The following is a 13,444-nucleotide window of genomic DNA, read 5'->3' on the forward strand; positions in this document are numbered from 1 at the left end:
GTTGTCGCCTTGTTCCCATCTCGTTGAATCAGCTGGAAATCACATGTCACGAATCATCTATCTGCTGCGCCATGGCCAGACCCTTTTCAATGCCGAACAGCGCCTGCAGGGACGCTGTAACTCCGATCTGACCGAGAAGGGTGAAGCGCAAGCTATTGCCATGGGATTGCGGCTTGCCGACGAGTTGGCGGATCCCGCCCGCTGGACCGTCTACGCCAGCCCGCTCGGGCGCGCCCGTCAGACCGCCCTGCTGGTGTGCGAGCAGTTGGGTTTGCCCGCCGATCGCATCATCTGGGATGAGCGGCTGATGGAGCTCGGCATGGGGGAGTGGGAAGGGTGCCGGATCCCCGAGCTCTGCCAGTCTCACCCTGAACTCGATACCGGCAGGGGCGATTGGTATCTGCAGGCGCCGGGGGCCGAGAGCGTCCTCAGTATTCAGCGCCGCGCCCAGCAGTGGCTGCTGGACCCGAAGGTCGCCGAGCGTGCCATCGTCATTTCCCACGGTCTGCTCGGCGCCATGCTGCGTGGCGTCTATGCCGACCTCAATGAGGCGGCGATCTGGGCTCAGGAGTTGCCGCAGGATGCCTTCTACAAGCTGCAAGCGGGCAAGATCACCCGGATAGCCTGCTGACTGCCTCAAGCGGAGGCACCATTGATAGCTCGAGGTGAAAGGTGGGGAGGGTGAAAGAAGGAGAGAAGACCTGTGCTGACATTGCTGAAGTTGGCCGCGAGAGAAGGTTGAATAGGGATGTGGTCAGGGAATCACAATCCACTCCCGTCTGACTCCTTCATATACCGAGCTCAAACCATACCCTTGCCAGATATCGGCCATGGCATCGCCAAAGACTCCAAGGGAGAGCGATGCGCGCAGGCGTTTCACTGTGTCGGGCGGGAGTTGCGGATGGCAGGCTAGCCACCTTTCCACTCGGGCAAGGATCATCACTCGCTGGAGCCTGTTTTTATGTCTGGGGGCGGTGATCAGCTCGGGAAGCTCGTCGCTAATCAACAGGTCGAAGCGCCCGGCTTGCAGCATGGCGATCCCAAGACTGGCCTTGGGCAGCAGCTCGTAGCGGATCGCTGCGTTATCAAGTAGCTCCCTCAGCTCTGCCACATCGATGGCACCAATCCGGTAGTTGCGCAGCGCCTCTATGTTGCTCAGGGGCGGAATAGTTTCCTGCCGGGCGTAGACTGCGAGGGTGATGGGGGCGATGCGCGCAACGTAGCGCAGGGTTTCGGCATTTTCCGCCGAAAAGTGCACGCCAAGCCCGCAGCTGTTTGGCTCGGTGGCCACTATCTTGAGCAGGCGCCGCATGGGCTTGGCTTGCAAATTAATTTCTATCCCTTGCTGCTTGGCCAAGCGGGCAAAGACATCGACATAAGGGCCGCTCAGCTGTTCTCCGGTAACCTGAATGAAAGGGGGGTAGGCATCGGCATAGATGTTTAGCACTGGCCCGGCCGATGCAAGTTGGCACCACAATAGCTGCAATACCCACCACCCCTTCATCTAGCCTCCTAAGGATGTGTGACCAGCTCCACAGGGGTTTGCACTATGCCGGGCAGATCGGCTTGCGTTATCTTCTGCGCCAGCGCTTTCAGGGCGAGGTCGAGCGCATATTGTGCCTGCTTGCCCGGATACTGGTCTGCGGTTGCCACCACAGAGCCATCGCTGAGATAGGGGTGGATCCCCGGAATATTGTCATAGCCACCGATCAGCACCTTGCCCTTTAGCCCCAGCTCGGTCAGAGCTTGAGCCGCACCGATAGCCATATTGTCGTTACCGCAGAGCAGCGCCTTGACGTCCGGGGTTGCCTTGAGGAGATCGATAGTGGCGCTCTTGCCCTGAGCTGTGTCCCAATAGCCGCTACGCACGCCGGCGACAACCATGTCTGCTGCGCGCAGGGCGGCCCGGAATCCGTCACTGCGAGCCCGGCTGTTGATGGCACCGGGGGGGCCCTCGATCAGCCCGATTTTACTGCCCGCCGGGAGCTTTTTGGCAACATATTCGCCGACACTGCGCGCGCCGGCAAAGTTGCTGGGGCCGACGAAGGGGACATTGACCCCTTCCAGCACCAGTGCCCTGTCATCGAGCTTGTTGTCCATGTTGATGACCAGAATGCCGGCACGAATTGCCTCCATCAGAACGGGCAGCATGGCGACCGAATCGGTCGGTACCACCACCAGGGCATCCACTTTCTGGCCGATCATCTTGCGGATAATCGCCTCCTGACCTGTGACATCCACCTCCTGCTGGATGCCTTCTAGCTGTAGTGTCAGGGCGTCGGGGTGGGCCGTTGCATAGGTCTCTGCCCCTTTCGCCATCTCGATGAAAAACTCGTTGCGGACCGATTTCAGTACCATGCCGACAGTCGGTTTGGCTGATACCTCACTGGCTGCAAACAGTGCCACAGCCGCCCACAACAAGCATCTTTGCCAACATCTGGTCATGTTACCTCCGCCCTGTTGGGCCAATCATCCAGCGCCACGATGTTGTCCAAGTATATGCCAGCCATGGGTGGGCAAGCGGCTTCTGGCAAGTGCCCGAATGTGCCGTGGGGCAACCAAAGCTCTGGGAGGCTATTTCTCTTTCATTTCTGTCGTGGGCTTGTGGATTTTTGTCACCGTTCAACACATCAGAGCACCTTATCGCGGCAAGATGAGGTATCTTATGCCCCGATTTCATCCATTAAACGGATCCGAGACCCCATATGATTATCAAACCCAAGGTTCGCGGCTTTATCTGCACCACCACTCACCCGGTTGGCTGTGAAGCCAATGTTCGTCGCCAGATTGCTTATACCAAAGCCAAGGGCACCATCGAGAATGGTCCCAAGAAGGTGCTGGTGATCGGCGCTTCCACCGGTTATGGTCTGGCCTCCCGCATTGCTGCCGCCTTTGGCTCCGGCGCCGCCACCCTCGGCGTCTTCTTTGAAAAAGCGGGCACCGAGTCCAAGACCGGTACCGCTGGCTGGTACAACTCCGCCGCCTTCGACAAGGCTGCCAAAGAGGCAGGCCTCTACGCCAAAAGCGTCAATGGCGATGCCTTCTCCAACGAGTGCCGCGCCAAGGTGATCGAGCTCATCAAGCAGGATCTGGGTCAGATTGATCTGGTGGTCTACTCCCTGGCCTCTCCGGTGCGCAAGATGCCGGAAACCGGCGAAGTGGTGCGCTCCGCTCTGAAACCGATCGGCGAGGTCTACACCACTACCGCCATTGATACCAACAAGGATCAGATCATCACCGCCACCGTTGAGCCGGCGAATGAGGAAGAGATCCAGAACACCATCACCGTCATGGGCGGTCAGGATTGGGAGTTGTGGATGGCAGCCCTGCGCGATGCTGGCGTGCTGGCTGATGGCGCCAAGTCCGTGGCTTACTCCTACATCGGTACTGATCTGACCTGGCCAATCTACTGGCATGGCACCCTGGGCCGCGCCAAGGAAGATCTGGACCGCGCCGCTGCCGCCATCCGTAGTGATCTGGCTGCCAAGGGCGGCACCGCACACGTGGCCGTGCTGAAATCCGTGGTGACTCAAGCCTCTTCCGCCATTCCGGTGATGCCGCTCTATATCTCCATGGCCTTCAAGATCATGAAGGAAAAGGGTATTCACGAGGGGTGCATGGAGCAGGTGGATCGCATGATGCGCACCCGTCTCTACGCGTCCGACATGGCGCTGGACGATCAGGCCCGCATCCGCATGGATGACTGGGAACTGCGCGAAGACGTGCAGCAGACCTGCCGCGACCTGTGGCCATCCATCACCAGCGAGAACCTCTCCGACCTGACCGATTACACCGGCTACAAGCAGGAGTTCCTGCGTCTGTTCGGCTTCGGTCTGGACGAGGTCGATTACGATGCGGATGTGAATCCGGACGTGAAATTCGACGTGGTCGAGCTTTGAGTCTGACTCAAGTGAAAACGGGGCCCCGCGGGGCCCTGTTTTTTTGGCAAAAATACCGCTAAGTTACGGAATTTTATTATCAGCGATCACCTTTTTCCCATATCAAACCCGCTAGTCTGGCGGTGATCGGATCACATGACGGCATTGCCGAGGTACGGAAGCTATGACCACTCCAAATGAAGCGCCCAAAAAGCGCCAACTCCCCACTGTCTATACCCTGCTTTTCATCATCATCGCCCTGATGGCGGCACTCACCTGGGTGCTGCCGGCGGGCAAATACAACTATGTGACTGCCAAGACCCAGCAGCCGGTGGCGGCCGCGGCCGTGGCTGACTACAGCGGCGATGAGCGACTGTTGCCGGTGCCCGGCAGCTACACCGAGTTGCCCTCTCATCCGCAGGGGGTATTCGATGTGCTCAAGGCCCCCATTCAGGGCTTTCACAAGGCGGCCGACGTCGCACTGTTCGTGCTCATCATCGGTGGTTTTCTCGCGGTGACCATGCAGAGCGGGGCACTGGATGCCGGGGTGGGAGCCATCGTGCGCGGCTTTGCCGGGCGCGAACGGCTGCTGATCCCGGTGCTGATCGCTCTCTTTGCCCTCGGCGGATCCACCTTTGGCATGGCGGAGGAGACGGTTGCCTTCTGGGCACTCATCGTGCCGGTGATGATGGCGGCGGGCTTTGATCGCATGGTGGCGGCGGGGATTATCCTGCTTGGCTCCGGGGTCGGGGTGCTCGCCTCCACCGTCAACCCGTTTGCCACCGGCATCGCCTCCGGTTTTGCCGGTATTCCCATCGGTGAGGGGATTGGCCTGCGGGTCATCCAGTGGCTGCTGCTGGTGATCTTCGCCTCCTGGTTCGTGATGCGTTACGCCAAGCAGGTGCAGCAGGACAAGTCTCGCTCCGTGCTGGCCGATATTGTCTATGACGACGAGTTCTCCCAGATGAAGAGCTGCAACCTCGCCTTCACCGGCAAGCAGAAGCTCACCATGCTGGTATTCTTCGGCACCTTCCTGCTGATGATCTATGCAGTGGTGCCCTGGTCGGATTTGGGGATCGATGTGCTGCCCACCTTTGGCTGGTGGTTTGACGAGCTCTCCACCCTGTTCTTCAGCGCCTCCATCCTGATCGCGCTGATCAACCGGATGCCGGAGTCCAACTATGTGGCGACCTTCCTCAACGGGGCGCGAGACCTCATCGGGGTGGCGTTGGTGGTAGCGGTGGCACGCGGCATCTATGTGGTGATGGAGCATGGCGTCATCATCGACACCATCTTGCACTGGGCCGAGGGGCTGGTGAGCGGACTATCCTCGTCGGTCTTCATCCTGATGGCCTATCTGGTGCACATCATCCTGAGCTTCTTCATCCCCTCCACCTCGGGGCTGGCGACTGTCTCCATGCCGCTGATGGGGCCGCTGGCTGACTTCTCCGGCATCTCGCGGGATCTGGTGATCACCGCCTATCAGTCCGCCTCCGGCTGGATCAACCTGTTTGCCCCCACAGCTGCCCATCTGGTGGCGGGGCTGGCGCTCGCCAAGATCCCCTACGATCGCTTCGTGCGCTGGGTGCTGCCCTTTATCATCGGGGTGGCTCTCATCACCATGGCGGTGCTGGTGGTCGGTGCCTTGCTGCACGGCTGATGGCACGGATACAACGACAGATAACAAAAAGGCTCCCGCGGGAGCCTTTTTCATGAGCTTTGTTTACTGCTTGTAGCCCTTGAGGAAGCGGGCGAGGCGGCCGATGGCATCCTCCAGCTCCTCTTCGCGGGGCAGGAACACCAGCCGGAAGTGATCCGGCGCCGGCCAGTTGAAGCCGGTGCCTTGCACCAACAGCAGCTTCTCCTGCTGCAACAGATCGAACACCATCTTCTGGTCGTCGCGGATGTCATACACCTTGGGGTCGAGGCGGGGGAACATGTAGAGCGCCCCCTTGGGTTTGACGCAGGAGACCCCGGGGATCTCGTTCAAGAGCTCCCATGCCTTGTCCCGCTGTTTGCGCAGGCGGCCGCCCGGCAGGATCAGCTCGTTGATGCTCTGGTAGCCGCCGAGCGCAGTCTGGATGGCGTGCTGCATCGGCACGTTGGCACACAGCCGCATGGAGGCCAGCATCTCCAGCCCTTCAATGTAACCGCGAGCACGGCCTTTGGGGCCGGTGATGACCATCCAGCCCTGACGGAAGCCGCAGGCGCGGTAAGCCTTGGAGAGGCCGTTGAAGGTCACCACCATCACATCGTCACACAGGGTGCAGACGCTGGTGTGGGAGATATCGTCGTAGAGGATCTTGTCGTAGATCTCGTCGGCGAAGATGATGAGGTTGTGCTGGCGGGCGATCTCGATCACCTCCAGCAGGAACTCGCTGCCATAGACGGCGCCGGTCGGGTTGTTGGGGTTGATCAGCACCAGGCCGCGGGTGCGCGGGGTGATGCGGGCGCGGATGTCGTCGAGATCAGGGTACCAGTCAGCCCCTTCGTCGCAGCGATAGTGCACCGCATGGCCACCGGAGAGGGTGACGGCGGCGGTCCAGAGCGGGTAGTCAGGGGAGGGCACCAGCATCTCGTCGCCGTTGTTGAGCAGCGCCTGCATCGCCATCACGATCAGCTCGCTGGCGCCGTTGCCGATGTAGATGTCGTCGATGTCGACCTTGCGCATCCCTTTTTGCTGGTAGTACTGCATCACCGCCTTGCGGGCGGAGAAGAGCCCCTTGGAGTCGCAGTAGCCCTGGCTCTGGGGCATGTTGAGGATCACATCCTTGATGATCTCTTCCGGCGCATCAAAGCCGAACGGGGCCGGGTTGCCGATGTTGAGCTTGAGAATGCGGTGGCCTTCGTCTTCGAGACGGCGAGCTTCTTTATGCACCGGGCCGCGGATGTCATAGCAGACATCGTCGAGCTTGTGCGACTTGTCGATAGTGAACATGGTGACAGTGATTCCTTCCCCATAGGGACGCGTTGGCGAAAAAGGCGGTTTTTAGTATCAAATATCTTTTCCCCTATTCTTCACAGAATTGAATGCTAGAACAATCTTCTTTTTAGTAGAAATTCCTGATTTTTGGCCCCAAAACAGAGTTATTAAAAGGTTAAATTCAGCACGATCGTTTGTGCTTGGCAAGGTTCACCAGTGAAAGATGGGGGCGTGATTAACAAAGCTACTCTACTGTGTTGAAATCTTCACGCTCTCTGGCACGATTGGCTTGTGTAAAAAAGCCTCTTCATCGTCATTTCCGACGAGAAAAAGCTGATACAACTGGCACTGGCCAGCGCATATTTCCCCTTTCCCGTCCTGTTCCATCTGCAGAGGTATCCCATGCATGCACCCACACCCGGTCGCTATCGTCACTTCAAGGGGGGCTACTATCAGGTGCTGACCCTGGCCAGCCATACCGAGACAGGCGAGCAGCTGGTGATCTATCAGTCGGAGCAGGATGGCACCGTCTATGCCCGCCCCGTCGCCATGTTCATGGAGTGGATTGAGCATCAGGGTCAGGTGGTTAGCAGATTTTCGCCGATCAAGTGATCCGCTGGTGTGGCCCTGAATTGTTGATCAACAAATAGACAGAATAGGTCTTTGGAGTCACAAGTTGTCGCATGAGGCTCCTTGTTGGCAACAGCCTCTTTGTGGCTTGCTACTGATAAATATCTCTATCAATCAACCAATTGTGACCTTGGTCACGTTTTGTGACGGCTGGTAACCGGGTTCGCATCGGCCATTGCTCCTCCCATAATGCTGCGCGTGTTAACGCATGGCCCCTTTGTGGGCCTTTTTATCTCATCTTATCGGGAGACATAGTGTGAAACCTGTAGCAGCAGAGTTTTTGGGAACCTTCTGGCTGGTATTGGGAGGTTGTGGCAGTGCCGTGCTGGCTGCAGCCTTCCCCCATGTGGGGATCGGCCTCTTGGGCGTATCGCTGGCATTCGGCCTGACCGTGCTGACCATGGCATATGCCATCGGCCATATCTCCGGTTGCCATCTCAACCCGGCAGTCACCATCGGTCTGTGGGCTGGCGGTCGTTTTCCGGCTTCCGGCGTGTTCTCTTACATAGTGGCGCAGGTGCTGGGGGCAATTGCCGCCGCTGCCGTACTCTATGTGATTGCCAGTGGTCAGGCCGGTTTTGATCTCTCCGTCGGCTTTGCCTCCAATGGCTACGGTGAGCACTCTCCGGGCGGCTACAGCATGATGGCAGCACTGGTGTGCGAAGCTGTGATGACCGGCTTCTTCCTGTTCGTCATCATGGGCGCTACCGACAGCCGTGCGCCAGCTGCGCTTGCTCCGGTTGCCATCGGCCTGTGCCTGACCCTGATCCATCTGGTGAGCATTCCGGTGACCAATACCTCGGTCAACCCGGCCCGCAGTACCGGTGTTGCGCTATTTGTCGGTGACTGGGCTATCGGCCAGCTGTGGCTGTTCTGGGTTGCCCCGATCGTCGGTGCCATTCTGGGTGCGCTGGCTTATCGCCTGGTGGCGGCTGAGCAGAAGTAATCGTTCGCGAAACAAAGTGTGGTATCGACACGCCCAAGGGCGTGTTTTTTGTTTTCTGGCGGTGGGAAAAACCTGAGGGCCTATAGCCCCTTGGCCTGCAGCATCTCTTTGTATCGCTGATGCAGCAGCTGGACACGCTCCACATAGGCGCGAGTTTCGGCGTAGGGGGGAATGCCGCCATGTTTTTGCACGGCGCCAGCACCCGCGTTATAGGCTGCGGTAGCCAGCGCTATGTTGCCGTCATACTGCTTGAGCAATCCCGCCAAGTATTTTACCCCGCCGAAGATGTTCTGCTCTGCCAGCAGAGCATTGCCAACCCCCAGCTCCCGCGCCGTTTCCGGCATCAGCTGAGTCAGACCCATGGCCCCTTTGCGAGAAATCGCCATCGGATTGAAGGCCGATTCGGCGTGGATGAGTGCCCGAATGAGGGCTGGTTCTACGTGATAGGTGTCTGCCGCCGCCTTGATAGTGCTGGCGTAGTCATAGAGAAAAAGTCCGGTGGTGTGCCAGTTGACGTCCGATTTCGGGTCGCAGGCGAAGCAGTCGTTAAAGAGCAGCAACTCGTAGTTGCCCTGCTCCGGCACCATGTCCGAGTAGCGGATTACGCCGTTCTTCTGCACCGACTTGTAAACATGGATCTGTTTGTTCCCCTGTTGTGCCTGTGCCTGTGCCTGTGCCTGTGCCTGTGCCTGTGGTTCGGGCTCGGGGGTTGCAAGCGGCAGGCGCAGAGGCGGAACGGGGGCTGCCGACAGAAAAACCACCTCGGCAGGAGGCGGCGCTTCGCACCATCCTGCCAGGGGGATCAACAACAGATGGCCTGCCAGCTTCCATGCTTTCAAACCGCAAACTCCTTCCTCTATGCGTGTGTTGAGTAAAGCATCATGAGGGGGGCAGAACAAGCGGGAAAACAGGGTGAGCGTTGCCGGCAGGTGAGCGGGATCACGGTGTGCAACAGAGCTGCTTCTGCTCTCGTTGGCCTCTGGTGGATATCGACTTTTTTGTTAATGAAAGGCGTGCTATCTTGCTCTCGTCATCTGGTCGGATTAGCAGCAACCACATGGCACTACTCATTGATTGCAAAAGGATTTGTTTGTGGCAAGCTCGCTGGCGATGGAACTCACCTTTGAAGAGTACTGTGACGCCGACCTCTCTCTGATCAGGGACTATTACGAAACGACCTTCTCCCACTACGTGCCGGATCTGGCCGAGCGGATCTTTGTCGTGCGCGATGCTCACTGGCTGGTCGGGGCGGTCAGGGTGCGGGACGAAGAGGATTTCTACCATCTGTGTGGCTTTCGTCTGCTGCCCCACTATCAGTCACTCGGGCTGGGATCACGCCTGCTGCAGCATGCCTGCGACGGACTCGACGACAAGCCGGTGGTGTGTCAGGCCTTGCCATTCGAGAAACCCTTCTACATCAAAGCCGGTTTTGCCGATCTGCCACTGCACAGATTGCGAGGCTCTCTCTTCTCTCTTTTTGAGCGGCAACAGCAACAGGGATATCAGGTGGAGCTGCTGGTGCGGGAGACCACCCAGCCCCTCCCGAATTGAACGTGGGGGTCAGCGTTCTTTGGTAAGCAGATGGATCTTGCCCGGTGACAGCTCTAGCCCCAGCAGATTTTCTTTGAGCCAGGCCTGCTGCGGATCCTTGTCATTGAGCTTGTAGACGGGCTGGCTCTCCAGCCTTTTTTCCATGCTTTGCAGCAGCATGCCGAGCATCAGACCAAACTTCTTCTCCGCCGCCTCCGGCTCCAGCTTGTACTCCACCAGTTTCATGTTGTCGAGAAACAGGGCACTCTGGCTCTTGTCGTAACGGGGTCTCGCTTCATAGGTCATCTGCAGGCGAGCGTCATATTCGGTGTTGTCGGGCAGCGCTATCTTGAGCTTGCCCTTGCCATAGACCCGGGCAGTATCCGGACGCTGGCGGCCGAGTTGTACATCGCTCTGCTCAAGCTTCACATGGGCCTTGATGATACCGGGCAGCTCCAGCTGTTTGTCGACTTGAACCTGGGATTGCAGGTACTGGTTTATCTGTTGCTCATTGATGTCATATGAGCCTTGGCCTAGCATGGCCAAGCTGAGCAGCATAGATTGCAGAATCATGCGTGCGACCTGATAGAATGGATTTGCCCTACAGCATACCATTCCTGCCGTGTGGGATCTGCCCACCGCCCCTTGTCGATTAGAAGGAGTTCCCGTTGCTCGACGGTCTCGAATACGATCTCCACCTGCTGTTTTCCCGTTTTCTCGGCTGGTTACTGCTGCTGTTTCACACCGTCATCGTCACCGGTGTTTCAATTCGGGTGGTGATGAAGCGGCGCCCCATCGGCGTATCGCTGGCCTGGCTGGCTCTCATCTATGCCATCCCCTTTGCCGGGGTCGGTTTCTATGTCCTGTTTGGCGAGATCAAGCTGGGGCGGCGCCGTGGTGAGCGGGCGCAAGCCATGTATCGACCTTATGCCATATGGATCCGCCAGCTGGCTCGTCTCTTCCCCCAGCACTGCTGCGAAGTGGGGGAGAAGGCCCAGCCGCTCCACGACCTCATCCAGGGGCGGCTCGCCATGCCGATGCTCTCCGGCAACCGGATGACCCTGCTCAGCAGACCCGAGCAAATATTGCGTGAGATTGCCCAGGACATCCGCAAGTCGACTCTCTCTTGCTATATGGAGTTCTACATCTGGCACCCCGGCGGCGATGCCGACGATGTGTGCGAAGCGCTGATGGAGGTGGCCCAACGCGGCGTGGATTGTCGTTTGCTACTGGATTCGGTGGGGAGCAAGCACTTCTTCCGCTCGGGCTGGCCGAAAAAGCTGCGCAAGGCTGGGGTCAAGCTGGTGGAGGTACTGCCGGTCGGTGCCTGGCGCATCCCCTTCCAGCGCCAGGATCTGCGAATGCACCGCAAACTGGTGGTGATCGATGACCGGGTCGGTTACACCGGTTCGATGAACATGGTGGATCCCCGTTTCTTCAAGCAGGATGCCGGGGTCGGCCAGTGGGTCGATATCATGATCCGGGTGCAGGGGCCCATAGTGCCGCTGATGTGGTCCATCTTTGTCTGGGACTGGGAAGTTGAGACCGGCGAGCGGTTGCTCGACAGCCTGCAGCACGAGCCGGAAGTGTGGCCACAGACCAACTATCGCGCCCAGCTTATTCCGTCCGGCCCCTTCGTCGGTGGCGACTGCATCCAGCAAAGCCTGCTGCTTGCCATCTATCAGGCGCGCAGCCATCTGGTGCTGACCACGCCCTATTTCGTGCCGGATGATCCGCTGGCAGCCGCTCTCAGCTCGGCGGCCGCGCGCGGAGTACAGGTGCAGCTGGTGCTGCCGGCTCGCAACGACTCCATCATGGCCAACTATGCCTGCAACGCCTTTATGGAGGAGCTGCTGGCGGCCGGGGTGGAGATCTATCGCTACGATGCCGGTCTGCTCCACACCAAGAGCGTGCTGGTGGACGACGATTTTGCTCTGGTTGGGACAGTCAATCTGGACAGGCGCAGCCTCTGGCTCAACTTCGAGGTAACCCTGCTGGTAGACAACCCGCACTTCGTTGCCCAGATGACTCAGCTGGTGCAGGGTTACATGGCGGAAGCCACGCCAATGACGCTTGCCAGCTGGCAGGCTCGCCCCTGGTACAAGAGGGTGATGGAGAATATCTTCTACCTTTTCAGTCCCTTGTTGTAATGGCCGGTTACAGAAGATTACAGACGGAGCCTCTGATCGGACTTGCCTAGTGCCGAGCTTGCCCCGTAGAGTGCAGCGACAACTCCTGGAGAGACATGGATATATGAAAAAAATAGTGGTCCTTGCCGTGGGTGCGGCACTGGTAGGTGGTGGTTTGGCTGCATGCTGGTACACGGGCAACAGTTTCGACCGCATCATGGCGGAGCAGATCGCCAAGGTCGAAAACGAGAGCGGTCTGGATCTGCAGTGGCAACCCGGCAGCAGCAACCTCTTTACCCGTGATGGGGTTTTGAAGCTCGTGGTCACTCCCCAGGAGCTGGCGGCGCTCGACAGCGAGCTGGAAGGGGGGCAACCCCTTGAGCTGGAGTTTGCCGTGAAGAGCCGCATCATGCCGCTCTATATCAAGAGCCACTTCCTGCTCGACACCAAACAGGGCTCACTGGCGCCGGTCTTCACTGCGCTCGGCATGGAGCAGTGGCAGTTTGGCCTGGAGTCGGTCAGCAGCCTCTGGACCCGGGGCAACAGCAGCCGTTTCTGGGCTGACGAGTTCAAGGTGAAACAGGGGCTGGACGAGTTCCACTTCCTGCCGCTCACCGGTGATTTCCACGGCGATCTGGAGGGGACTGGCCATGTCGCCATGACCTGGCAGGGAATGACGGTGCACGAAGAGCAGAGCAAGATGGATCTGGTGCTGGCCGAGATGAAGGGTAGCGCCGATCTGGCCGAGATCAGCGGGGTCTGGCTCTCTCCGCAAAGCGAGATGAGCCTTTCAGCTCTGACCATGCAACTGCCTGAGGGCGTCAAGGTGTCCCTGCAGGGGATGACTACCGAGACCCAGCTCAAGGGTGACAACGCCCAGACCCTCTCCAGCAGCTACCGGATGAAGCTGGCCAAGCTCAATCTGGAGAACGAGGCAGACTCGCTGGCGGTGACCGACAGTAATCTGGAGCTGCACCTCAACGGACTGGATCTGGAAGGGTATCAGGGGTTGCAGGCTGCCGGCGGCAAAGGGGTGGAGGATACTGCGATCCAGCAAGCGCTGGACAAGATGCTGGCGCGCGGCGCGACTCTGGAGCTGGCGGATCTGAGCGCCAGGTTCAATGGCGAAGTGGCAGCCATGAAGGGAGAGGTAAAACTTGCCTCTACCTCGCTCGACAAGCTCTTCAACGGCGAAGAGGGAATGCAGGCGCTGAGCGGCCAGCTCCACGCCTCACTCAGCGACAAGCTGGGCAAGGTGGTGCCGCAGCTTGCCCCCATGCTGGAGCAGTTGGCTGCCATGGGTTATCTGAAGGCCGATCAGCAAAAGCTCAATGCCGAGCTGAAGCTGGACAAAGGAGTGATGACGGTCAACGACCTGCCGCTCTGACCGGTTTTCACACTAACAACA

Annotated in this window: 13 protein-coding genes; 8 read left to right on the forward strand and 5 right to left on the reverse strand. The window is 58.9% G+C overall.

Going from position 1 to position 13,444, the window contains the following annotated elements:
• Positions 1-43: 43 nt before the first annotated feature.
• Positions 44-631: a histidine phosphatase family protein gene (locus BS300_RS04165; protein WP_071910972.1), complete on the forward strand. Its 588-nt coding sequence runs from the start codon at positions 44-46 to the stop codon at positions 629-631.
• A 123-nt stretch (positions 632-754) separates the two neighbouring features.
• On the opposite strand, the gene BS300_RS04170 is transcribed toward BS300_RS04165, so the two are convergent.
• Together BS300_RS04170 and BS300_RS04175 are read right to left on the reverse strand one after the other, a co-directional pair.
• Positions 755-1,504: a hypothetical protein gene (locus tag BS300_RS04170; RefSeq protein WP_071910975.1), complete on the reverse strand. Its 750-nt coding sequence runs from the start codon at positions 1,502-1,504 to the stop codon at positions 755-757.
• Positions 1,505-1,512: 8 nt separating this feature from the next.
• Entirely contained in the window at positions 1,513-2,406 is an 894-nt protein-coding gene (locus BS300_RS04175) for a sugar ABC transporter substrate-binding protein (RefSeq protein WP_239693795.1), read from the reverse strand.
• A 299-nt stretch (positions 2,407-2,705) separates the two neighbouring features.
• Between BS300_RS04175 and fabV the strand changes: the two genes are divergently transcribed.
• Positions 2,706-3,899, forward strand: a complete 1,194-nt coding sequence (gene fabV, locus BS300_RS04180; RefSeq protein WP_071910980.1) for an enoyl-ACP reductase FabV — start codon at positions 2,706-2,708, stop codon at positions 3,897-3,899.
• 163 nt (positions 3,900-4,062) lie between these two features.
• Positions 4,063-5,538 carry a YfcC family protein gene (locus BS300_RS04185; RefSeq protein WP_071910982.1) on the forward strand — a complete coding sequence of 492 codons (1,476 nt, stop codon included), beginning with the start codon at positions 4,063-4,065 and terminating at the stop codon, positions 5,536-5,538.
• 63 nt (positions 5,539-5,601) lie between these two features.
• Here BS300_RS04185 and BS300_RS04190 read toward each other — a convergent pair whose 3' ends face one another.
• Complete coding sequence (locus BS300_RS04190; RefSeq protein WP_043851260.1) at positions 5,602-6,816, reverse strand: pyridoxal phosphate-dependent aminotransferase; 1,215 nt, start codon at positions 6,814-6,816, stop codon at positions 5,602-5,604.
• A gap of 387 nt (positions 6,817-7,203) precedes the next feature.
• On the opposite strand from BS300_RS04190, the gene BS300_RS04195 reads away from it, so the two are divergent.
• Positions 7,204-7,413 (forward strand): DUF1653 domain-containing protein, encoded by a 210-nt coding sequence (locus BS300_RS04195; RefSeq protein WP_033115029.1) that lies wholly within the window; start codon positions 7,204-7,206, stop codon positions 7,411-7,413.
• 274 nt (positions 7,414-7,687) lie between these two features.
• Positions 7,688-8,377, forward strand: coding sequence for an aquaporin Z (gene aqpZ, locus BS300_RS04200; RefSeq protein WP_071910984.1), 690 nt, complete (start codon positions 7,688-7,690; stop codon positions 8,375-8,377).
• An 80-nt stretch (positions 8,378-8,457) separates the two neighbouring features.
• Here aqpZ and BS300_RS04205 read toward each other — a convergent pair whose 3' ends face one another.
• Positions 8,458-9,216 carry a lytic transglycosylase domain-containing protein gene (locus BS300_RS04205; RefSeq protein WP_071910986.1) on the reverse strand — a complete coding sequence of 253 codons (759 nt, stop codon included), beginning with the start codon at positions 9,214-9,216 and terminating at the stop codon, positions 8,458-8,460.
• 271 nt (positions 9,217-9,487) lie between these two features.
• Between BS300_RS04205 and BS300_RS04210 the strand changes: the two genes are divergently transcribed.
• Positions 9,488-9,928: a GNAT family N-acetyltransferase gene (locus BS300_RS04210; RefSeq protein ID WP_042058211.1), complete on the forward strand. Its 441-nt coding sequence runs from the start codon at positions 9,488-9,490 to the stop codon at positions 9,926-9,928.
• 9 nt (positions 9,929-9,937) lie between these two features.
• Here the strand turns inward: BS300_RS04210 and BS300_RS04215 are convergent, their stop codons facing one another.
• Positions 9,938-10,480: a DUF1439 domain-containing protein gene (locus BS300_RS04215; protein ID WP_033115032.1), complete on the reverse strand. Its 543-nt coding sequence runs from the start codon at positions 10,478-10,480 to the stop codon at positions 9,938-9,940.
• Positions 10,481-10,575: 95 nt separating this feature from the next.
• Between BS300_RS04215 and cls the strand changes: the two genes are divergently transcribed.
• Together cls and BS300_RS04225 are read left to right on the forward strand one after the other, a co-directional pair.
• Positions 10,576-12,057 carry a cardiolipin synthase gene (gene cls, locus BS300_RS04220; RefSeq protein WP_041208679.1) on the forward strand — a complete coding sequence of 494 codons (1,482 nt, stop codon included), beginning with the start codon at positions 10,576-10,578 and terminating at the stop codon, positions 12,055-12,057.
• Positions 12,058-12,160: 103 nt separating this feature from the next.
• On the forward strand, positions 12,161-13,423 hold the full coding sequence (locus tag BS300_RS04225; protein ID WP_071910988.1) for a DUF945 family protein: 1,263 nt from the start codon (positions 12,161-12,163) through the stop codon (positions 13,421-13,423).
• Positions 13,424-13,444 lie beyond the last annotated feature (21 nt).

Origin of the sequence: Aeromonas sp. SCS5 (assembly GCF_001887375.1) — a bacterium.
In the GTDB taxonomy this organism is placed as follows: domain Bacteria; phylum Pseudomonadota; class Gammaproteobacteria; order Enterobacterales; family Aeromonadaceae; genus Aeromonas; species Aeromonas jandaei.